The following is a 24,880-nucleotide window of genomic DNA, read 5'->3' as shown; positions in this document are numbered from 1 at the left end:
CGAACTGCCTCATGCATATAAAGAGCGTTGTGCTCAGGCCCCGGCCATCCATTTCGCCAGACCATGGCGGCCACTGACGCCGAGTTTGGCGGTGGCGCGCTTGAGATACGTCTCGATCGAGCTGTTTTTCACCCGCAGCTTTTCCGCCATTTGCGGCACGGTGCCGCCGGTCAACAGGCCGAGGCAGACTTCTTTCTCGCGCACCGACAGGGCGATGTCGCTGAGCGCCAATCGCTCATCGAACACTTGCGCCAGCGGTGCCTGATCCAGTTCGGCCAACGGTTGGCGGGGTTGACGGGCGAGGATCTGCCGGCTGATCTGTGCGTGGCGTTCGATCAGTGGCAGCAGGGTGTCGGACAGGCTTTTGAGAAACGACAGCTCCGGCAGGGAAAACACCCGTTGCGTATGCGGTCGGTAAAACGAAATCACGCAACGGCGGTTGGACGTGCGCGAGACCAGATTGCACTGGTGGGCGCTGTGTTGCGGATGCCGAGGCTGCAGCGAGGCGCGTAACTGAATCAGCAGCGAGTCGTTCATCTCGATCATTTTCTGCAACAACGGATGGTCGTCGGGGCTTTCCAGCGGATCGGCCGGTGCGCAGGTCTGCGTCAGACCGGCGCTGCCCAACGGTTTGATGTCGACCACGCTGGCCTGACGCTCATCCAGCGTCCACTCACTGAGATCTACCCGGTTGACCGGCACCAGCGTGTCGACCAACTGGAACATGTTCGTGGCGAAGTGATCATCGCCGGTACTGGCAATCAGCTCACCGAGTTGCCAGTAGAAGTGTGGGTTTTCCATATTGCGAATACTGCCGCTCAGATTCATATCCTTGTCATCCCTGGTTCAGAACCATCACTGAATCGTCTGCCGATTATGCAAAAGCCACCCACGCCGTCATTTCTCCTTGAACACGATCTGGAGCGGGATTTAAGCCTATGGATTTGTCCTACGTCTGTAGGGGAAATCGGGGACACAAAGTGCCACTATTTCTGATTGTTGGCGCCGGGGTTCTGACGGTGTTGATCACTGGCATATCGGCGAGCGTGACTGTTCAGTCACGCTAAAGCCCCGAAAACCCGGGCGATGGTCAATTCTGATCGGCAGCGCTCGGGCAAATGGCGGCGCTGGTATGTGGTTTTTTTCCTACAAGCTTTTCAGTATTTCCTCTCCGAATTTTTAGACGTTGCCTGCGATAACCACGCCCATGGCGCCTATCAGGGTGGTGGTTGTCCGGGTTTCAGGTGTCATGTCGGCGCGGGGGCCGATGCTTGAATACCGGCAAAATTACATGAGAAGGATCTTATGCAGCCTACTTCTGCCAACGTGGCGGACGATCTGTCCGTGCCTGTCGAGACATTCCCGCTGACTGCCGCTCAACGGGATATCTGGCTGGACCAACTGAGCCGCGGAGATTCGCCGCTGTATAACATTGGCGGTTACGTCGAACTGAGCGGGCCGCTGGATCCGGCATTGCTGCAATCGGCGCTTGAATCTCTGGTTGAAGCCAATGATGCCTTGCGCATTGTTCTGCGAGCGGACGTTGGTCGCGACGGGCTGCCGTTGCAAGGTTTTGCCCAGGCGCTGCCCGTGGCCATGCCGCTGTATGACTGCAGTGGCCACCCTGACCCACAGTCGGCGGCGCGGGCGCTGGTCGAAGCGCAGATGGCGCTGCCCTTTGTATTGAGCGGGCAAGCGTTGTTCCGCTTCTGTCTGATTCGCCTCGATCGCCATCGCCACTGGTTGGCAGCCCAGGCCCATCACTTGATCATCGATGGCTGGGCGTTCGCGCTGCTGTTCAAGTCGGTGGGCGAGATCTACAGCGCGTTGTGCCGTGGCGAGCGCCCGCGCAGGGCGGCACCGTCCTATGTCGGCTTTATCGAAGATGACGCGCGCTACCATCAGTCACTCCGCTATGAACGCAATCGACGCTACTGGCTGGACAAGTACCGTAGCCTTCCCGAGCCCTTGTTGACGTCCCGCCATCACGAATCCCTCGACGCTGAATCGGCGCCAAGCCGCATCCACGTCGAGGCTTTTCCTGCCGTGCTGCACGAGCGCATGAAAGACTGCGCGCTACGATTCGGTGGCTCGGCCTTTCATGTCTTGCTGGCGGCGCTGCATGTGTATTTCAGTCGCACCGCCCAGCGTGACGAGTGGGTGGTCGGCTTGCCGATTCTCAATCGCTCCGGCGCCCGCTTCAAAAGCACTTTGGGCTTGTTCACCCAGGTCAGTGCAATGCGCATGGGCTTCGGTCGAGCGATGTCATTCGCTGAATTGATCAAGGCAATCGGCGATGGTCTGAAGCAGGATTTTCGTCATCAACGCTACCCGCTGAGCGAGATGAACCGCGCGCTCGGCCTATTGCGTGAAGACCGCTCGCAACTGTTCGAGCTGTCGGTGTCCTACGAACAGGACGACCATGATTATCGCTACGGTGAGGCGTCGGGACACTCGGTCAAGGTCTCCAACCAGCACGAGGCGACTCCGCTGGCCATTCACCTGCGCAGCAACCGTTACACCGACAAGGCCTGGTTGCATCTGGTGTACTCGCCGGCCTATTTCACGGCTGACGAGATCGCGTCGTTCACCGAGCGCTTGTTGCTGATACTGGAGCAGGGTCTGGAATGCCCGGAACTCGCGATCGCCGATTTCAACCTCAATAGCCCGGCAGAACTGGCCCTGCTCGATGAGTGGAACAACACCCGCGTCAGTTATCCGCAAGGCCCACTGATTCATCAGCGATTCGTATCCCGAGTGGCCGAACAACCGGACGCCGTGGTCGCGACGTATCAGGGACGAACCCTGAGTTATGCCGAACTGAACCGGCAAGCCAATGCGTTGGCTCATCATCTGCTGGGCCTCGGCGTACGGCCCGATGACCGGGTTGCGATCGTTGCCCGCAGAGGCCTGGAGACGCTGGTCGGGCTGCTGGCGATTCTCAAGGCTGGCGCCGCTTATGTCCCGATCGACCCGGCGCATCCGCCCGAGCGCCTGAGTTATCTGCTCAGCGACAGCGCTCCGGTGGCGTTGCTGACGCAAAGCGATCTGCGTGATCGCTTGCCCGCCACAGCGCTGCCAGTGATCGAGCTTGATCGGCGCGAATGGTCGCTCGACAACTTGACCGATCCCGACGTGCCGGAGCTGAACACGAGCAACCTCGCGTATGTGATTTACACCTCCGGCTCAACCGGGTTGCCCAAAGGCGTCATGGTCGAGCACCGTACGCTGGGCAATCTGCTCGACTGGCACTGCGAGGCATTCGGGCTCAGCTCCGGGCAGCACACTTCGAGCCTCGCCGGCTTCGGTTTTGACGCGATGGCGTGGGAGGTCTGGCCGGCGCTGAGTGCCGGAGCGACGCTGCATTTGTCACCCGCGAGCGAAGGCAGCGAAGACATCGACGCGCTGCTCGACTGGTGGCGTGCCCAGCCGCTGGACGTCAGCTTTCTGCCAACGCCGATTGCCGAATATGCCTTCAGCAAACAACTGGATCACCCGACCTTGCGCACCTTGCTGATCGGCGGTGATCGCCTGCGCCAGTTCAACCGCGCGCAGGGTTTTGCGGTGGTCAACAATTACGGGCCGACCGAGGCCACGGTGGTTGCTACCTCGGGGCTGATCACTCCAGGGCAGGCGTTGCACATTGGCAAACCCGTGAGCAATGCCACGGCTTACCTGCTCGATGATCAGCAGCGCCCGGTGCCGATCGGCATCATCGGCGAGCTGTATGTCGGCGGCGCCGGGGTTACCCGGGGTTATCTGAATCGCCCGGAGCTGACCGCCGAACGCTTTCTTGACGACCCGTTCAGTGCACAGCCGGATGCGCGTATGTATCGCACCGGCGATCTCGCCCGTTGGCGCGCCGACGGCAATCTTGAGTACATCGGTCGCAACGATGACCAGGTGAAAGTCCGCGGTGTGCGTGTCGAACTGGGCGAAATCGAAGCGGCACTCGCCAGCCATGCTGCGGTGCAGGAAGCCGTGGTGCTGGTGCGTGACGGCCAACTGTTGGCGTGGTTTACCGAGCGCGAAACGCTGGACATCCTGCACTTGCACGCGCACCTGACATCGCGTTTGCCAGCCGCGATGCTGCCGGCCGCCTACATCCGCCTGGCGACGCTGCCGCTGACGGCCAACGGCAAGCTCGATCGCCAGGCCTTGCCGGCGCCGGGGCCGGAAGCGTTGATCCGTCGTCAGTACGAGGCGCCGCGAGGTGACGTCGAAATCGCTTTGGCGCAGATCTGGGCCGAGGTCTTGCAAGTCGAACGGGTAGGGCGTCACGACCACTTCTTTGAGCTGGGCGGGCACTCGTTGCTGGCTGTGGGCTTGATCGAACGCATGCGCCAGATCGGCATGAGTAGCGATGTTCGCGTGCTGTTCAGCCAGCCAACACTGGCGGCGCTGGCTGCAGCGGAGGGCAGCGGCCGCGAAGTCGAGGTGCCGGCCAATCGCATTCCTGTCGACTGCACGCACATCACGCCTGAGCTGCTGCCGCTGGTGCAACTGGATCAGCCAATGATCGAGCGTATCGTCGCCACCGTGCCGGGCGGTGCCGCCAATGTGCAGGACATCTATCCGTTGGCGCCGTTGCAGGAAGGCATTCTCTATCACCACATCACCGCCGCGCAGGGCGATCCGTATCTGCTGCAATCACTGCTGGCGTTCGACAGTCTTGAACGGGTCGAGGCCTTCGCCGCTGCGCTGCGTCAGGTCATGGCGCGGCACGACATCCTGCGTACGGCGGTGGTCTGGGAAGGGCTGACGTCACCGGTTCAAGTGGTGTGGCGCGAGGCAATTCTGCCGGTGCAGGAGGTCGAACTGGATCCTGCCCACGGCGAGATCATCGATCAATTGCACCAGCGTTTCGACGCACGGCGCTATCGCCTCGACGTCAGTCAGGCACCGCTGCTGCGCCTGATGTATGCCCGTGATCCTGCGCACAACCGGGTGGTTGGCATCCTGCTGTTCCATCACCTGGCGATGGATCACATCGCGCTGGAAGCGATGCGCGAAGAAATTCACGCCAGCCTGTCCGGGCACTCGGAGACGCTGGCGCCGCCAGTACCGTATCGCAACTACGTGGCGCAGACGCGATTGGGTGTCAGTGAACAGGAGCATGAAGCGTTTTTCCGCCAGATGCTCGCTGACATCGATGAGCCGACCTTGCCGTTCGCTTTGCAGAATGTGCAGGGCGACGGCAGCAACATCGAAGAAGCCGAGCAAACCCTGGCCAGCGGTCTCTATCAGCGCTTGCAGCAGCAGGCGCGTCTGGCCGGCGTGAGTGTCGCCAGCCTGATCCACCTCGCCTGGGCGCAAGTGTTGGCGGCGACATCCGGCCAGCCAAGCGTGGTGTTCGGCACGGTGTTGATGGGGCGCATGCAGGGCGGCGCGGGGGCCGACCGGGCGCTGGGGGTGTTCATCAACACCTTGCCGCTGCGGGTCGATGTCGGCGAAGGCGCACGCGCGGCGGTGAAGTCCACGCATGCCCGCCTGACAGCGTTGCTCGCCCATGAGCACGCCTCTTTGGCGCTGGCTCAGCGTTGCAGTGGCGTCGCTGCGCCGGCGCCGCTGTTCAGCGCCTTGCTCAACTATCGGCACAGCGATGACGTCGAGCAAAAAACCTCCCGGCAAACCTGGCAGGGCATCGAGACTCTGGCCAACGAGGAACGCACCAATTACCCGTTTACCCTGAGTGTCGATGACCTCGGCACGGGCTTGCGCCTGACCACCCGAACCTTGTCGACCATCGGCGCGCAACGGATTTGCAGTTATGTGCAGTCGGCGCTGAACGGTTTGGTCGAAGCGCTGGAGACCACGCCGCAGCGGCCGCTGAATAGCCTGCCGTTGTTACCACCGGAAGAACTGCAACGGTTGCTGATCGAGTTCAACGCCACCGCCGTCGACTGCCCGATGGACCAGCCACTTCAGGCGCTGTTTGAACAACAGGTGCAGCGCAAGCCGGATGCCATCGCCGTGCAATTCGCCGAACAGCGCCTGACCTATCGCGAGCTGAACGAGCAGGCCAACCGCCTGGCCCATCATCTGCGTGGGCTCGGCGTACAACCGGATTCGCGGGTCGCGATCTGCGTCGAGCGCGGGCCGGAACTGGTGATCAGTCTGCTGGGCATTCTCAAGGCGGGCGGTGCTTATGTGCCGCTCGATCCCGATTATCCGGCGCAACGCCTCAACTACATGTTGCAGGACAGCGCACCGATCGCGCTGCTGGTGCATGCCGCAACGCGTGATCTGCTCGGCGACCCCGGCCTGCCGCTGCTCGATCTCGACCTCGGCACCTGGCAGGACCAGCCACACGACAATCCGCAGGTGCCGGATCTCGGCGCGACGAATCTGGCCTACATGATTTACACCTCCGGCTCCACCGGTACGCCGAAGGGCGTGATGATCGAGCACCGCAGCGCCTGCAACATGGTGCACTGGGGTTCGCAGTTGTCACCGCCGACTGAACACGGGGCGCTGCTGCAAAAGGCCCCGTACAGTTTCGACAGTTCGGTGTGGGAGATCTTCTGGCCGCTGTGCTCGGGCATGCGTCTGGTGCTGGCGCGGGCCGATGGCAATCGCGATTCGGCTTATGTGACGCAAGTGATCCGCGAACAGAACATCACTGTGGTGAAGTTCGTGCCGGCGTTGTTGCAGCAGTTCATCGAACAGGATGATGTCAGCCAGTGCACCAGCCTCACCGACGTGCTCAACGGTGGCGGCGAGTTGACCGTTGCGCTGGCTCGGCAAGTGCGCGAGCGCCTGCCGTGGGTGCGCCTGCACAACGTCTACGGGCCGACCGAAACCACGGTCGACAGCAGCGGCTGGACCCTGGAGCCCGGCGAGCCGGTGCCGCCGACACTGGTGCCGATCGGCAAGGCGCTGAGCAACACGCGCCTGTATGTGCTCGATGCCTGCGATCAGCCGGTGCCGTTTGGCGTGTGCGGGCATTTGCACATTGGTGGAGTGGGCGTGGCGCGCGGCTATCTGGGCCTGCCGCAATTGCAGGCCGAACGCTTTATCGACAGTCCGTTCGTGGCCGGTGATCGCTTGTATCGCACCGGTGATCTGGTGCGGTATGGCGCTGACGGCAATCTCGAGTTTCTCGGTCGCAATGACTTTCAGGTCAAGCTGCGCGGGGTGCGTCTTGAGCTGGGCGAGATTGAGGCGCGCTTGCTTGAACACCCGGCCCTCCGTGAAGCGGTGGTGCTGGTGCGCGATGAGCGGCTGGTGGCTTATTACAGCGTACGGGCCGAGGTCACTGCGCCCACGCTGGAAGCGTTGCGCGCGCATGTGTTGGCGCGGTTGCCGGAGTTTATGGTGCCCGGTGCCTACGTGATGCTGGCGGCGTTGCCTTTGACGCCCAACGACAAAATCGATCGCAAGGCGTTGCCGGAGCCGGGAGCGGAGGCGCTGCTCAGTCGTCCTTACGAGGCACCCGAAGGTGACGTGGAAACAGCCTTGGCGCAGATCTGGGCGCAGGTGCTCAACGTCGAGCAGGTGGGGCGGCACGACAACTTCTTCGAGCTGGGCGGGCATTCGCTGTTGGCGGTGAGTCTGGTCGCGCGCATGCGTCTGGCCGGTTTGCATGTCGATGCGCGCACGCTGTTCAGCCAGCCGACACTGGCCGCGCTGGCGGCACAGACCTCGAGACAGGCCAGGCAGGTCGAGATCGCCCAGACCACCATCCCGAGCCTCAATCGCAAGCGCCGTCTCTGATCCTCGGACACAAACCCTGTGGGAGCGAGCCTGCTCGCGAAAGCGTTGGTTCAGTCAATGATGATGTCGACTGACCCACCGCTTTCGCGAGCAGGCTCGCTCCCACAGGGGGCTTGCGGTGCTCAAGCCGGCGGCTTGTCCCCGCTTCCCATGTCAGACAGCCACGCCCCGATGTTTTAGTTTTTCCAGGCTGCGCGCCGCGTGCACGGACTCGCTGCTGCGCGCTCCTTTTTTCCGCATTTACAGCAGGTTACCTCATGCATTTCAGCGAACTGATGGCTGTTATTTCCACCCATGCGATCCGCCTTCAACAGGAAGATGAAGACCTGGTCATTCTGGGCAGCGACGACGCGCTGGATGACGCGTTGTGGGACAGCCTCGCGGCGCACAAGGCGCAACTGCTGGAACTGGTCGCCGAACATGGCGGCGACTGGCTGAGCCCTGCGTTTCGCATCACTCCGGACATGCTGCCGCTGGTGATGCTGAATCAGGACGCGCTTGACCGCATCGTCGCCACGGTGCCCGGTGGCGCCGCCAACGTGCAGGACATCTATCCGTTGTCCGCGTTGCAGGAGGGCATGCTCTATCACCACCTCTCGGCCGCTGCCGGTGACCCTTACATCTCGCAGGCGCGCTTCGTGTTCGACAGCCAGGAACGGCTGGACGCCTTCGCCGAGGCGCTGCGCTGGGTGGTCAAGCGCCACGATATTTTGCGCACCTCATTTGTCTGGGAGTACCTCGACGAGGCGGTGCAAGTGGTCTGGCGCGAGGCGCCGCTGGTGTGTCAGGCAATTACCGTCGACAGCGACCGAGACGTGCTCACGCAACTGCTCGAACGCCACGACCCGCAGCACTTCCGCCTCGACATGCAGCAAGCGCCACTGCTGCGCATGGTCTATGCGCAGGATCCTGCGCAGGGCCGTGTCGTTGCGCTGTTGCTGTTTCATCACATGATCATGGATCACGTGGCGCTGGATGTGCTGCGCCGGGAAGTTCAGGCCTGCCTGCTCGGGCAGACTGCGCAAGTGCCAGCGGCGGTGCCGTATCGCGATCACTTGGCCAAGGCACGCGGTGCCGGTAACGAGCAGGCGCAGGAAGCATTTTTCCGCGAAATGCTCGCCGACATTGACGAGCCGACACTGCCGTGTGGTTTGCAGGATGTGCAGGGTGACGGCCACGCCATCGAGGAGTCTTCGTTGATGCTCGACAGCCGCTTGAGCCAGAATTTGCGCGAGCAGGCGCGGCAGCTCGGCGTGAGCGTTGCGAGCCTGACGCATCTGGCGCTGGCACGTGTTTTGGGGCAATTGTCCGGGCGCACGGCAGTAGTATTTGGCACGGTGCTGCTGGGGCGGATGGACGCGGGCGAGGGCGGTGAACAGGCGTTAGGGATGTTCATCAACACCTTGCCGCTGCGCGTTGATGTCGGCGCGCAAAGTGTGCGTGCCGGCGTGCTGGCAACCCACCGGCGCCTGACCGCGCTGCTGGCGCACGAGCAATCCTCGCTGGCCTTGGCCCAACGTTGCAGCGCAGTGGCCGTGCCGACGCCCCTGTTCAGCGCGATTCTCAACTACCGGCACAGCAGCGTCGAAGAAGTCGCGGACGTGGTCGACATTGCCCCCGGTGTGCAGGTGCTCGGCGCGCGTGAGCGCACCAACTACCCGCTGACGATCAACATCGATGACCTCGGCGCAGACTTGCGCATCACCGCGCTGGCGGATGTAGCGCTCGGCGCCGAGCGCATGGCCGCGTACCTGAACACGGCGCTGGAAAGTCTGGCGGCGTCCCTGCAATCCACCGCTGATGTGGCGCTGCAAGAGCTGACAATCCTTCCCGCCAGCGAACGCGAACACCTGCTGCACGGCAGCAATTTGCCGCTGGCGCAGTTCCCTGTAACCACGCTGATCCACCAGCAATTCGAAGCCCATGCGCAGGCCCGACCTGACGCCACGGCGTTGATCTTTGAAGGGCAGACGCTCAGCTACGGCGAACTCAATCGTCGCGCCAATCAGGTCGCCCATCATTTACTGGCGCTGAACATCCGCCCCGATGACCGTGTCGCCATCTGCGTTGAGCGCGGCCCGCAAATGATCATCGGCCTGCTCGGTGTTCTCAAGGCCGGCGCCGGTTACGTGCCGATCGATCCGGCCTATCCGTTGGACAGAATCAGTTTCACCTTGCAGGACAGCGCCCCGGCGGCGGTGCTGATGCAGGCGGCGACCCGCGATCGTGTGGCCGCTCTCGAGGTGCCGCAGATCGACCTCGACAGCGCTCACCTCAAGGCCGAACTCGAGAGCAATCCGCAGATTCCCGAGCTGACGGCGGCGCATCTGGCGTACGTGATCTACACCTCCGGCTCCACCGGTCTGCCCAAAGGCGTGATGGTCGAGCACCGCAACGTGGCGCGGCTGTTTTCTGCCACCCATGACTGGTTCCAGTTCAACCAGCAAGACATCGGGGTGCTGTTCCATTCCTTCGCGTTCGACTTCTCGGTCTGGGAAATCTGGGCCGCGCTGGCGTTCGGCGGGCAACTGCTGTTGATCCCGCAAGCCGTCAGCCGCTCGCCGGACGACTGCTATGCGCTGCTGTGCGAAACCGGCGTCACCGTGCTCAACCAGACGCCGAGCGCATTCCGCCAACTGATCGCCGCCCAGGGCCGCAGCACCTTGCAGCATTCCTTGCGGGAAGTGGTTTTCGGCGGCGAAGCGCTGGAGCCGGGCTTGCTCAAACCGTGGTATGCGCGGGTCGGCAATGCCGGAACACGGCTGGTGAATATGTACGGCATCACCGAAACCACGGTGCACGTGACATATCGGCCGTTGCAGGCCGCCGACGCGCAGTTGCTTGGCGTCAGCCCGATTGGCGTGCGCATTCCCGACCTGCAACTGTATGTCCTCGACGCTCAGTACGAACCGGTTCCGGTCGGCGTGATTGGCGAGTTGTACGTCGGCGGGGCCGGGGTGGCACGCGGTTATCTGAATCGCGAAGCACTGACGGCCGAGCGTTTTATCAATGATCCGTTTGGCGAAAACGCCGGTGCGCGCTTGTATAAAACCGGCGACCTTGCGCGTTGGGCGGCGGACGGCAGCCTCGAATACCTGGGGCGTAACGACGATCAGGTGAAGATTCGCGGTTTCCGCATCGAACTGGGCGAGATCGAGGCGCGCCTGTCTACCTGCGAAGGCGTGCGCGAAGCTGTGGTGATCGCTCGCGAAGACAGCCCCGGCGATCAGCGTCTGGTCGCGTACTGGCTGGCCGACGAAGGTGCGGCGCCGGATGTGGCGCAATTGCGTGATCATCTGTTGGCAGTGTTGGCTGACTACATGGTGCCGAGCGCCTTCGTGCGTCTGGACGCTTTGCCGCTGACCACCAATGGCAAGCTCGACCGCAAAGCCTTGCCGGCACCGGACAGCGATGCATTCGCCCGGCGTGGTTTCGAAGCGCCGGTTGGTGCCGTGGAAAACCTGATTGCCGGACTCTGGCAGACGTTACTCGGTGTCGAGCAGGTCGGTCGCCATGACAACTTCTTCGAACTCGGTGGTCATTCGCTGTTGGCAGTGAAGCTGATCGAACGCATGCGCCAACAGGATCTGCACTGTGACGTGCGCGTACTGTTCGGTCAGCCGAGCGTGGCCGCGCTGGCGGCGACCCTGAGCAGCGAACGCGTCATCGTCGTTCCCGACAACCTGATCGAACCGGGTTGCACGCGCATTACTCCGGCGATGCTGCCGCTGGCCAATCTCGATCAAGCAGCGATCGACCGTGTCGTTGCAACTGTGTCGGGTGGCATCGCCAATGTGCAGGATATCTATGCTCTGGCGCCGTTGCAGGCGGGGATTCTCTATCACCATCTGGCCACCAGCGCCGGTGATCCGTATGTGTTGCAGGCGCAATTTGCCTTCGACGGTCTGGCGCAGATCAAAGACTTTGTTCGTGCCTTGAACGGCGTGATCAAACGCCATGACATTCTGCGCACCGGCATCGTCTGGGAGGGGCTCGAAGAAGCCGTACAGGTGGTCTGTCGTGAAGCGCCACTGGCGCTGGAACGCGTCGATGCCGACGAACTCGACGGCGACGTGCTCGAGCAGATGCAGGCGCGTTTCGATCCGCGCCACTATCGTCTCGACCTCAATCGCGCGCCGCTGATGCGCTTTGTCTACACCGAAGATCAGCCGCACAACCGCTGGATCGGCATTCTCCTGCTGCACCATATCGTCCTCGATCACACCGCGCTGGAAGTGCTGGTCGCGGAAATGAACGACGTCATGCTCGGCCGCAGCAGCGACCTGCCGCCGCCGGTGCAGTACCGTAATTTCGTCGCGCAGGCGCGGCTCGGTGCCGATGATCAGGCTCATGAAGTCTTCTTCCGCGAGATGCTTGCTGACATTGACGAACCCACCGTGGCCTTCGGTTTGCAGGACGTGCACGGCGACGGCAGCGCGATCCTCGACAGTCATTCCGAGCTGGACGCCAGCCTTGGCCAGCGTCTGCGTGAGCAGGCACGGCGGCTGGGTGTCAGCGTCGCGAGTCTGGTACATCAGGCCTGGGCTCAGGTCTTGGCGCAGGTTTCCGGCCAGCAAGACGTGGTGTTCGGCACCGTATTGCTCGGACGCATGCAAGGTGGAGAGGGCGCGGATCGGGCGTTGGGCATGTTCATCAACACCTTGCCGTTGCGCGTCAGCGTCGGTACGGATTCGGTAGAGAGCGGCGTGCGTGCCGCCCATGCGCGCCTGGCGCAGTTGCTCGGCCATGAGCAAGCCTCGCTGGCGCTGGCCCAGCGTTGCAGTGGTGTCGCTGGTTCGCAAACGCTGTTCAGCACTTTGCTCAACTACCGCCACAGTGCGCCGCAATCGGCGGCTGTCATGTGGGACGGCGTGCAGATTCTCAGCTCGCGCGAGCGCAGCAATTATCCGCTGGTGGTCAGTGTCGACGACCTTGGCGAAGGTTTCCGCTTGAGCGTGCAAGCGGTGCCGCAGGTGGATGGCGCACGGGTCTGCGACTACTTGCAAACCGCCTTGCACAGTCTGGTCACGGCGCTGGAGTACACACCGCAGGCGCCGTTGCAGCAACTGACGATCGTGTCGCCGGGCGAGCGGCAACGGGTGCTGGTCGGTTTCAACATCAGCGGTCGTGAATATCCTCCCGCACAGACTGTGCCGCGCCTTTTCGAAGCACAAGTGGCGGCGCATCCCGAGGCGCTGGCGGTGGTGCAGGGCGAGCAACAGCTCAGCTACCGCGAACTGAATCAGCGCGCCAATCGTCTCGCCCATCACTTGATTGGCCTCGGCGTTCAAGTCGACGACCGCGTCGCGCTGTGCCTGCGTCGCGGCCCGGACATGCTTGTCGCACTGCTGGCAATTCTCAAGGCCGGCGCGGGTTATGTGCCGATTGATCCTGATTACCCGGCAGAACGCATCGCCTACCTGTTGCAGGACAGCGACCCGATCGCGGTGCTGGCGCAGGCCTCGACGCGCGACCTGCTCGGCGCTGTCCCCGTGATCGATCTGGGCACCAACGACTGGCGGCACTTGCCTGAGCACAATCCGCAACTGCCGAAGTTGACCCCGGCGAATCTGGCCTACGTGATTTACACCTCGGGTTCTACCGGGCAGCCGAAAGGCGTGATGGTCGAGCACCGCACTCTGGAAAACCTCGTGCACTGGCACGCCGAAGCCTTTGATCTGCACGCCGGCAGCCACACCGCCAGCGTCGCCGGTTGCGGTTTCGATGCCATGGCCTGGGAAGTCTGGCCGGCGTTGTGCGTCGGCGCGACCGTGCATCTGCCACCGTCCGCGATCGGCAATGAACACCTCGACGAACTGCTCGAGTGGTGGCGCGCGCAGCCGTTGCAGGTGAGCTTTCTGCCGACCCCGGTGGCCGAATATGCCTTCAGTCGTGAATTGGGCCATCCGACCCTGCGCACATTGCTGATCGGTGGCGATAAATTGCGCCAGTTCCCGCGAGATCAGACGTTCGATGTGATCAACAACTACGGCCCGACCGAAGCCACGGTGGTGGCGACGTCCGGGCGCATCGAGCCCGGGCGGCTTTTGCACATCGGCCGGCCGATCGCCAATGCGCGGATTTATCTGCTGGACCGCCAGCAGCAGCCAGTGCCGACCGGTGTGCAAGGCGAGTTGTATGTCGGCGGCGCCGGGGTTGCACGGGGTTATCTGAATCGTCCGGAGCTGACCGCTGCGCAGTTCCTCGACGACCCGTTCAGCGACGAGCCGCACGCACGCATGTACCGCACCGGCGACCTCGCGCGCTGGCTGGACGACGGCAATATCGAATACCTGGGGCGCAACGACGATCAGGTGAAACTACGGGGTGTACGCATTGAACTCGGCGAAATCGAAGCCGCGTTGAGCGCTCATGACGCGGTCCGCGAATGCGTGGTACTGGTGCGCGACGGGCGTCTGGTTGCGTGGTTCACTGACATCGAGCAGGTCGAGATCGGCGACTTGCACCGCCACCTGCAAGCGCGACTGCCGGACACTTTGGTGCCGGCCGCCTATGTGCGACTGGACAGCCTGCCGCTCACGGCTCACGGCAAACTCGACCGCAAGGCCTTGCCCGAACCGGATCAGGACGCGTGGCTCAGCCGTGAATATGAAGCGCCACAAGGCCCGGTCGAGATCGCGTTGGCACAGATCTGGGCCGACGTGCTGAACATCGAACAGATCGGCCGTCACGACAACTTCTTCGAACTCGGCGGCCATTCGCTGTTGGCGGTGAGCCTGATCGAACGCATGCGTCAGGCCGGTCTGAACGCCGATGTACGGGCGCTGTTCAACCAGCCGAGTCTGGCCGCGCTGGCGCGTGCCTTGGGCAGTGGCAGGGAAATCGCAGTGCCGGCCAATCTGATTGCGGCCGATTGCACGCACATCACCCCGGACATGCTGACCCTGACAACACTGGATCAAGCCAGCATTGATCGTATTGTTGCCACGGTGCCGGGCGGTGCTGCGAATGTGCAGGATATCTATCCGCTGGCACCGTTGCAGGAAGGCATTCTTTATCACCATCTGAGCGCCGAGCAGGGCGATCCGTATCTGCTGCAATCGCGTCTGGCGTTCGACAGCCTCGAACGTTTACAGACCTTTGCCGCGCACTTGCAGCAGGTCATCGCCCGCCACGACATTCTGCGTACCAGCGTGGTTTGGGAAGGCTTGCCCAATCCGCAGCAGGTAGTCTGGCGCGAGGCACAGATGGTCGTGCAACAGGTGCCTCTGGAGGGCCGTGACGGCGACATCCTCGAGCAGTTGCAGGCGCGTTTCAATGCGCGGCATTTCCGCCTCGACTTGAATCAGGCACCGCTGATCCGCATGGTCTACGCCGAGGATCCGGCGCAACAGCAAGTCATCGCCATTGTGCTGTTCCATCACTCGATTCTCGACCACACCGCCATGGACGTGATCGGTCGGGAAATGCACGCATTGATGTTCGATCAGCTCGACACGCTGACGCCGCCGATGCCTTACCGCAATTACGTGGCGCAGGCCCGCTTGGGCGCCGATGAGCAGGCGCACGAAGTGTTCTTCCGCGAGATGCTTGGCGATATCGACGAGCCGACCTTGCCCTTCGGTCTGCAGGATGTGCAGGGCGATGGACGTGGCATCGAAGAAGCGTTGCAACCGGTCGATGCGGCGCTCAATCTGCGCCTGCGCGAACAGGCGCGGCAGTTGGGCGTCAGCCCGGCGAGCCTGATGCACATGGCCTGGGCGCAGGTGCTGGGTGTGGTCTCCGGACGCCGCGACGTGGTCTTCGGCACCGTGTTGATGGGGCGCATGCAGGGCGGCGAGGGTGCCGACCGCACGCTGGGGGTGTTCATCAACACCTTGCCGTTGCGGGTTGATCTAGCTGAAGGCGTGCGCGCCGGGGTGAAAACTACTCATGCGCGGCTGACAGCGCTTTTGGGTCATGAACACGCATCACTGGCGCTGGCTCAACGATGCACTGGCATGGCCGGTTCCGCGCCGCTGTTCAGCGCCTTGCTCAACTACCGGCACAGCGCCGCCGCACAACAGCCGCGCGACGGCCAGGGTATCTGGCAGGGCGTGCGCATGCTCGGCGGCGAGGAACGCAGCAATTATCCGCTGACCCTGTCGGTGGATGATCTGGGCGAAGGGTTTGTCCTCGACGTGCTGGCGCTCGCCGAGATTGGTGCACAGCGGATCTGCAGTTACATGCACACCGCACTGGAACATCTGGTGACCGCACTGGAAGAAGCACCGCAACGCCCGCTCAACCGTTTGCCGGTGCTTTCGGTGGCGGAATACGAGCACTTGCTGGTCGGCTTCAACCAGCACTCAGCAGCCTACCCGCGTGGCACGACGATTCAGCGGATGGTCGAGGCTCAGGCCGAGCAGCAGCCGGAGGCACTGGCCGTGCTGCAGGGCGATCAGCATCTGACCTACGCTCAGCTCAATCAGCGCGCCAATCGCCTGGCCCATCACTTGCTCGGGCTCGGCGTGCAGCCCGATGACCGTATCGCCGTGTGTCTGCGCCGTGGCCCGGACATGCTCGTCGCGTTGCTGGCGATCCTCAAGGCCGGCGCCGGTTATGTGCCGGTCGATCCGGCGTATCCGGCGGAACGCATCGCCTATCTGTTGCAGGACAGCGCGCCGATGGCGGTGCTGGCGCAGGCTGCGACGGCCGATTTGCTCGGCGCCGTGCCGCTGATTGATCTGGACAATCCCACTTGGCAGCAGTTGTCCGAGAGCAATCCGCAACTGCCGGCGCTGACCCCGGCGCATCTTGCCTATGTGATCTACACCTCCGGCTCCACCGGCCAGCCGAAAGGTGTAATGGTCGAACACGCGACGCTGGAGAACCTTGTGCACTGGCACTGCGAGGCCTTCGACTTGCGCGCCGGCAGCCACACATCGAGCGTCGCCGGATTCGGTTTTGATGCGATGGCGTGGGAGGTCTGGCCGGCACTGTGTGTCGGCGCGACCCTGCATCTGCCACCGCAAACGGTGAGCAACGAGCACCTCGACGAGTTGCTGGAATGGTGGCGTGCGCAGCCGTTGCAGGTGAGTTTCCTGCCGACGCCGGTGGCCGAATATGCGTTCAGTCGCGACCTAGGCCACCCGACCTTGCGCACGCTGCTGATCGGTGGCGACAAGCTGCGCCAGTTCCCCCGCGAGCAGACCTTCGCGGTGATCAATAACTACGGCCCGACTGAAGCCACGGTGGTTGCGACTTCTGGCGCGGTCGAGGCCGGGCAGGTGCTGCACATCGGTCAGCCGATGGCCAACGCGAAGATTTACCTGCTCGACGATCAGCAGCGCCCGGTACCAATCGGCGTCGCTGGCGAGTTGTATGTCGGCGGCTCCGGTGTGGCGCGCGGGTATCTGCATCGCCCCGAGCTGACTGCCGAACGCTTTCTCGACGACCCGTTCAGCGACGAACCGCAGGCGCGCATGTACCGTACCGGCGACCTCGCGCGCTGGCTGGCTGACGGCAACGTCGAATACCTGGGACGTAACGATGATCAGGTCAAACTGCGCGGTGTGCGCATCGAGCTGGGGGAAATCGAAGCGGCGTTGAGTCGTCACGCGGCCGTGCAGGATTGCGTGGTGCTGGTGCGCGACGGCCAGTTGCTGGCGTGGTTTACCGAACGTTTGAACGTCGAGATCGAGGATTTGCGCAGTCATCTGCAAGCGCAGTTGCCGCAGGCCCTGGTGCCCGCCGCTTACGTGCGCCTGCAAGCACTACCGCTGACTGCCAACGGCAAACTCGACCGCAAAGCGCTGCCGGAGCCGGATCAAACGGCGTGGCTGAGCCGCGAATATGCCGCACCGCAAGGCTCGGTGGAAATCGGCCTGGCGCAGATCTGGTCGGACGTCTTGAACGTTGAACAGGTCGGCCGTCACGACAACTTCTTCGAACTGGGCGGGCATTCATTGCTGGCGGTGACGCTGATCGAACGCATGCGTCAGGTTGATCTGAGCACCGATGTGCGCGTGCTGTTCAGCCAACCGACATTGGCCGCGCTGGCGGCCGCGGTGGGCAGTGGTCGCGAGGTTGCAGTGCCGGAGAATCTGATTGCGGCCGACTGCACGCACATCACCCCGGACATGCTGCCACTGGTGCAACTGGATCAGGCCAGCATCGAACGCATCGTCGCCACGGTGCCGGGTGGCGCGGCCAACGTGCAGGATATTTATCCGCTGGCGCCGTTGCAGGAAGGGATTCTGTATCACCACCTCAGCGCCGTGAAAGGCGATCCGTACCTGCTGCAATCGTGTCTGGCGTTCGACAGTATTGAACGTTTTCAAGGGTTCGCTGCGGCGCTGCGTCAAGTCATGGCGCGCCACGACATCCTGCGCACTTCGATTGTCTGGCAAGGACTGGCGGCGCCGGTGCAAGTGGTCTGGCGGCGTGCCGAGCTGCCGGTACAAGCCGTGGCGCTGGAGCCTGCGCAGGGTCAAGCCATCGATCAGTTGCGTGCGCGCTTCGATGCGCGGCACTGGCGTCTGGACCTGGATCAGGCACCGCTGCTGCGTTTGGTGTATGCCCTCGATCCGGACAATCAGCGTGTCGTCGCCATGCTGTTGTTCCACCACATCGCCATGGACCACACCGCGCTGGCGGTGGTCAGCGCAGAAATGCAGGCGATTTTGCGCGGCGATGAACGATTGCCGGTAGACGCTGTGCCGTACCGCAATTATGTCGCGCAGACCCGCCTTGGCGTCAGCGAACAAGAGCACGAAGTGTTCTTCCGCGAAATGCTCGGCGACATCGACGAACCGACGCTGCCGTTCGGCTTGCAGGACGTGCACGGCGACGGCAATGACATCGAGGAAGTCAGTCAAGCGCTGCCCGCCGTGGTGGCGCAGCGTCTGCGCAGTCAGGCACGGTTGCTCGGCGTCAGCGTCGCCAGCCTGTTCCATCTCGCCTGGGCGCGGGTGCTGGCGGCAACGTCCGCTCAGGAGCGGGTGGTGTTCGGCACGGTGCTGCTTGGCCGCATGCAGGGCGGCGCGGGCGCGGATCGCGGGCTGGGCATGTTCATCAACACCTTGCCATTGCGTGTGGATGTCGACGAAACCGAGGTGCGCGCCGGGGTCAAGGCGATCCATGCGCGGCTCAGTGCGCTGTTGGCCCACGAACATGCTTCGCTGGCGCTGGCCCAGCGTTGCAGCGGTGTCGCGGCGCCGTCGCCACTGTTCAGCGCAATGCTCAATTACCGGCACAGCGACAATGAAACCCGACAAGAGGCCAAGCGTGAATCCTGGCAGGGCATCGAATCCCTTGCCGGTGAGGAACGCACCAATTACCCGTTGACCCTCAACGTCGACGATCTGGGCAGCGGTTTTGAACTGACAGTGATGACGCCGTCGCGCATCGGCGCAGCACGCATCGGTCAGTACATGCACAACGCGCTGACCGCGCTGGTTGAAGCCTTGGAGCACACCCCACAGCAAGCGTTGAATCGCCTGACGGTGTTGTCGGACGAAGAGCGGCAGGCGTTGCTGCTCGGCCTCAACGACACCGACGTCGATTACGATTTGCAGCAGACGTTGCACGGCTTGTTCGAAGCGCAGGTGCGACGTACGCCACAGGCTGTCGCCGTCGTCGCCGGCGAACAGGCATTGAGCTACGCGCAACTGAACGAGCGCGCCAACCGCTTGGCCGGGCATTTGATCAGCCTTGGCGTGCAAGTCGATTCGCGGGTGGCGATCTGCGTCGAACGCAGCCTGGAAATGGTCATCGGCCTGCTGGCGATCAACAAGGCCGGCGCCGCTTATGTGCCGCTGGACCCGGCCTATCCGCCGGAGCGCCTGACCTACATGCTCGAGGACAGCGCGCCGGCCGTGGTGCTGGTGCACGGTGCTACCAGCGGGTTGCTGGGGGATGTCAAAGCGGCAGTGGTCGATCTTGACCAGAACACCTGGCAATCCCTGTCCACCGACAATCCGCAAATCCCGGCGCTGACACCCCAGCACAGCGCGTACGTGATCTACACCTCCGGCTCGACCGGTCAGCCAAAGGGCGTGGTCAACGAACACACCGGTGTGGTCAACCGCTTGCTGTGGATGCAGGACGCCTATCAGCTGACGGCGGCCGATTCGGTGTTGCAGAAAACCCCGTTCAGTTTCGACGTGTCGGTGTGGGAATTCTTCTGGCCGCTGATGACCGGTGCGCGACTGGTCATGGCGCGGCCCGACGGGCATAAGGACCCGCAATACCTCACTGAAGTGATCGAAACCGAAAACATCACCACGTTGCACTTTGTGCCGTCGATGCTCGACGTATTCCTCGGCAACAGCGACACCACACGCTGCGACGGCCTGCGGCAGGTGATGTGCAGCGGCGAGGCGTTGCCGGGCAGTCTGGTGCGACGCTTCAAACTGCAATTGCCGGGCAGCGGTTTGCATAACCTGTATGGCCCGACCGAAGCGGCCGTCGACGTCACCGCTTGGGATTGCGAAGGCTCCATCGAGCAGACCCCGGACAACACGCCGATCGGCAAACCGATCGCCAACACCCGCCTGTACATCCTCGATGCGCAACAGCAGCCGGTGCCGCAAGGCGTGATTGGCGAGTTGTACATCGCTGGTGTGCAGGTGGCGCGTGGTTATCTGAACCGGCCTGAGCTGAGTGCCGTGCGCTTCCTCAACGATCCGTTCCAGCCTGGCGGGCGCATGTACCGCACCGGCGACGTCGCGCGGTATCGGCCGGACGGCAATATCGAGTACCTGGGGCGTAACGATGATCAGGTGAAGATCCGCGGTCTGCGTATTGAACTGGGTGAAATTCAGGCACGCCTGGCCCGGATCGACGGTGTGCAGGAAGCCGTGGTGGTGGCCCGTGAAGACGTGCCGGGCGACAAACGTCTGGTCGCCTATTACACCGGTGAACGGTTGGACATCGACCTGCTGCGCAGTCATTTGCTCGAGCACTTGCCGGACTACATGGTGCCCGCCGTGTTCGTGCATCTCGAGGGTTTGCCGCTGAGTCCCAACGGCAAGCTCGACCGCAAGGCCCTGCCGGCGCCGGATCAGCAATCGTTGAAAACCCGCGAATACGAAGCCCCGGTCGGCGACGTCGAAATCACCCTCGCACGGCTCTGGGCCGAACTGCTCAACGTCGAACGGGTAGGGCGTCACGATCACTTCTTTGAACTGGGTGGTCACTCGCTGCTGGCGGTCAGTCTGATCGGCCGGTTGCGTCAGGAAGGCATGGAGGCCGATGTCAGGGCGTTGTTCGAACAACCGACCCTGGCCGGCTACGCCGCAATTACGGAAAGAATGGAGATCGTCCTGTGAACGTGATCGAACTGTTGGCCACATTGAAGGCTAAAGACATCCAACTGGCGGTCACCGATGATCAGCTGCGGGTGAACGGCAACAAGCAGGCCTTGAGCGATCCGGCACTGCTGGCGGCGCTGCGCGAGCACAAACCGGCACTGATCGAACTGATCAAGGCCGGGCAATACTCGGCCACCAAGGCCGGTCAGGTCGAAGTCCCGGCCAACGGCATTCTTCCCGGCACCCCGCACATCACGCCCGCGATGGTGACCTTGGCTGAAGTCGATCAGCCGACCCTTGATCGCTTGCTCGCCGAGGTACCGGGCGGTGCCGCCAACGTGCAGGATATCTACCCACTGGCGCCGTTGCAGGAGGGGATTCTCTATCACCACGCGAGCAACGAGCAGGGCGATCCCTACGTCATGCAATCGTACTTCGCGTTCAGCAGCCATGAGCGTCTGCAGGACTTCGCTCAAGCTTTGCAAAAAGTCATCGATCGCCACGACATCCTGCGCACGGCGGTGCATTGGGAGGGGCTGGACGTGCCGCTGCAAGTGGTCTGGCGTCAGGCACAGTTGCCGATCGAAGAGGTCGTGCTGGCAGACGGCGCAAGCGCTGCGCTGCAGCAACTGCACGAGCGTTTCGATGCGCGGCATTTCCGTCTGGACGTCCGGTGCGCGCCGATGATGCGTCTGGCCTACGCGTGGGACGAGGACGGTCAGCGCGTGGTCGCGACGTTGCTGTTCCATCACATGGCGCTGGACCACTCGGCACTCGATGTGGTGCGTCATGAACTGCTCGCCTGCCTCACCGGCCAGGATCAAGCGCTCGGGCGCCCGGTGCCGTTTCGCAATTACGTGGCGCAAGCGCGGCTGGGCATCAGCGAGGCCGAGCACGAGGTTTTTTTCCGCGAGATGCTCGCTGACATTGCCGAGCCGACGCTGCCCTACGGTTTGCAGGATGTGCAGGGTGACGGCCTCGGCATCGCCGAACTGAGCCTGCCGATCAACCCGTTGCTCGGCCAGCGTCTGCGCGCGCAGGCGCGGCAGCTCGGCGTGAGTGCCGCGAGCCTGTTTCATCTGGGCTGGGCGCAGGTACTGGCGGTGCTCACTGGCAAGCAAAACGTGGTGTTCGGTACGGTGCTGATGGGGCGCATGCAGGGCGCCGAAGCCACCGAACGGGCGCTGGGAATTTTCATCAATACCTTGCCGCTGCGGGTCGATGTCGATGCGCAAGGCGTGCGTGCGGCGGTGGAGGCGACCCACAAACGCCTGACCACGCTGATGCGCCACGAACACGCGCCGCTGGCCCTGGCACAGCGTTGCAGTGGTGTGGTCGCGCCGACGCCGTTGTTCAGTGCCTTGCTCAATTACCGTCACAGCCACACGGCGGCGACGGCCAGTGCCGAGGTGCTTGCCGCCTGGGAAGGCATCAGCACGATCAGCTCCGAAGAACGCACCAACTATCCGCTGACCCTGAGCGTTGATGATTTCAGCGATGCGTTCAGCCTGACCTTGCTGGCTACCACCGAGGTCGATCCACAGCGTATCTGCGATTACTTGCACTGCGCCCTGGAAAGTCTGGTGCTGGCACTGGAGCAGGCGCCCGATACCGCAATCAACCAGTTGCCGATTCTGCCGGCGGCCGAGCGCGAGCAGGTGCTGTTGGCGTTCAATGCCACTCAGGCCGACTACCCGGCAACGTTGACCATTGCCCAACGTTTCGAGGCGCAAGTGGCGCAGCGACCAGAAGCGCTGGCAGCACAGTGCCTGGGTGAGCAATTGAGTTATGCCGAACTCAACCGGCATGCCAACGCCTTGGCCCATCACCTGATCGCGCTTGGGGTGAAGCCTGATGATCGCGTCGCCATCGTCGCCCGCCGTGGCCTCGATACGCTGGTCGGGCTGGTCGCCATTCTCAAGGCCGGCGCCGGTTATGTACCGGTCGACCCGGCGCACCCGGCCGAGCGTCTGCACTACTTGCTCAGCGACAGCGCCCCCGTCGCCGTGCTCACCCAGAATAATCTGCGGGACCGCTTGCCGGCGCTGCAGGTGCCGGTGATCGATCTCGATCCGCTGACCTGGCCGCTGAGCGAAACCTCTGATCCGCACGTGCCGGGCCTGACCGCCGCGCACCTGGCCTACGTGATCTACACCTCCGGTTCCACCGGTCTGCCCAAAGGCGTGATGGTCGAACACCGCACTTTGTCGAATCTGGTCGACTGGCATTGCTCAGCGTTTGATCTGTGCGCCGGGCGCCACACTTCAAGCCTTGCCGGGTTCGGTTTCGACGCCATGGCCTGGGAAGTCTGGCCGGCGTTGTGTGCCGGCGCGACCTTGCACCTGGCACCGACTCACGAAGGCACCGAGGATATCGATGCGCTGCTCGACTGGTGGCGTGCGCAGCCATTGGACGTCAGTTTTCTGCCGACGCCCGTCGCCGAATACGCCTTCAGCCAGAACCTCGAACACCCGACGTTGCGTACGCTGCTGATCGGTGGCGACCGCTTGCGCCAGTTCAGCCGCAATCAGCAATTCGATGTGATCAACAACTACGGCCCGACCGAAGCCACCGTGGTTGCCACCTCTGGACGCATCGAGGCAGGCGATGCCTTGCACATCGGCAAACCGGTGACCAATGCCACGGTGTACCTGCTCGATGAACAGCAGCGTCCGGTGCCGATTGGCGTCATGGGCGAGTTGTACGTTGGCGGTGCCGGGGTCGCTCGCGGCTATTTGAATCGCGCCGACTTGAGCGCCGAGCGCTTCCTCCATGACCCGTTCAGCGCCTTGCCGAATGCGCGCATGTATCGCACCGGCGACCTCGCACGCTGGCGCGCCGACGGCACGATTGACTACCTGGGGCGTAACGACGATCAGGTGAAAATCCGTGGCGTGCGCATCGAACTCGGCGAAATTGAAACCCGCCTCAACCAGTTGCCCGGCATTCAGGAAGCGGTGCTGCTGGCGCGCGAAGATGAACCCGGTCAGCCGCGTCTGGTGGCGTATTTCACCGAGCAGAGCCAGGTCGAACCGCTGGCCGTGGCCGAGTTGCGCGCGCACCTGTTGACTCAGTTGCCGGAGTACATGGTGCCGGTGGCCTTCGTCAGACTCGACGCACTGCCGTTGACCGCCAATGGCAAGGTCGACCGCAAAGCCTTGCCGAAACCCGAGCGTGCGGCGTTGTTCAGCCGCGAATACGAGGCCCCGCACAACGAACTGGAAAGCGCCTTGGCGCAGATCTGGGCGCAGGTGCTGCAGGTCGAGCGAGTAGGGCGTCAGGACCACTTCTTCGAACTCGGCGGCCATTCGTTGCTGGCCATGCGCATGGTGTCCCAGGTTCGCCAGCGCCTCGGCGTGGAACTGGCGCTGGGCGATCTGTTTGCCAACGCCGAGCTGGCCGCGGTTGCCGAGGCGGTAGCGCAGGCCGGGCGCAGCACGCAACCGGAGATTGTCGCGGTGGCCCGAGACGGCGCCTTGCCGCTGTCGTTCGCCCAGCAACGCTTGTGGTTTCTCGCGCAAATGGAAGGCGCCAATACCGCGTACAACATTCCCGTGGCCCTGCGTTTGCGTGGCCGCCTCGACGACGCTGCGCTACAGCGTGCACTGGCGCGGATCGTTGCCCGCCATGAAACCCTGCGCAGCCGTTTCGCCCAGTTCAATGATCAGGCACAGGTGCTGATCGCTCCGGTCGACAGCGGCCTGTTGCTGCGCATCGAAGACCTGCGCCAACACCCGCAACCCGAGCAAACCTTGCAGGCGCTGATTCAGGGCGAAGCCTCGGGGCCGTTCGATTTACAGGACGATGCGCTGATTCGCGGACGGCTGGTCCGCTTGGCCGACGATCATCACGTGCTGTTGCTGACGATGCATCACATTATTTCTGATGGTTGGTCGATGGGCGTTTTG

General features: G+C 63.1%; 4 protein-coding genes (1 of these 4 running past the window's edge). 3 read left to right on the top strand and 1 reads right to left on the bottom strand.

The genetic code is table 11. From position 1 onward, the window contains the following. Positions 1-33: 33 nt before the first annotated feature. Positions 34-828 (bottom strand): helix-turn-helix transcriptional regulator, encoded by a 795-nt coding sequence (locus tag PspS49_RS17340; protein WP_150776092.1) that lies wholly within the window; start codon positions 826-828, stop codon positions 34-36. A 477-nt stretch (positions 829-1,305) separates the two neighbouring features. Here PspS49_RS17340 and PspS49_RS17335 point away from each other — a divergent pair, with 477 nt between their 5' ends. The 3 genes from PspS49_RS17335 to PspS49_RS17325 all read left to right on the top strand — a co-directional run. Then, complete coding sequence (locus PspS49_RS17335) at positions 1,306-7,716, top strand: non-ribosomal peptide synthetase (protein ID WP_160040711.1); 6,411 nt, start codon at positions 1,306-1,308, stop codon at positions 7,714-7,716. Positions 7,717-7,973: 257 nt separating this feature from the next. After that, on the top strand, positions 7,974-20,990 hold the full coding sequence (locus tag PspS49_RS17330) for a non-ribosomal peptide synthetase (protein ID WP_160040709.1): 13,017 nt from the start codon (positions 7,974-7,976) through the stop codon (positions 20,988-20,990). Then, positions 20,987-24,880, top strand: partial view of a non-ribosomal peptide synthase/polyketide synthase gene (locus PspS49_RS17325; protein ID WP_160040707.1) — the beginning only. It continues 13,932 nt past the right edge of the window; the window shows 3,894 of its 17,826 coding nt (coding positions 1-3,894); the start codon lies at positions 20,987-20,989; its stop codon lies beyond the right edge, outside the window. The genes PspS49_RS17330 and PspS49_RS17325 overlap by 4 nt, the downstream gene beginning before the upstream one ends.

This window comes from Pseudomonas sp. S49 (assembly GCF_009866785.1).
GTDB lineage: Bacteria > Pseudomonadota > Gammaproteobacteria > Pseudomonadales > Pseudomonadaceae > Aquipseudomonas.
This window is presented reverse-complemented; position numbering and strand designations above follow the sequence as displayed.

Excerpts from the sequence above, each read along its gene's own strand:
- PspS49_RS17340 (WP_150776092.1), bottom strand. The coding sequence starts at position 828 with ATGAATCTGAGCGGCAGTATTCGCAATATGGAAAACCCACACTTCTAC.
- PspS49_RS17335 (WP_160040711.1), top strand. The coding sequence starts at position 1,306 with ATGCAGCCTACTTCTGCCAACGTGGCGGACGATCTGTCCGTGCCTGTC.
- PspS49_RS17330 (WP_160040709.1), top strand. The coding sequence starts at position 7,974 with ATGCATTTCAGCGAACTGATGGCTGTTATTTCCACCCATGCGATCCGC.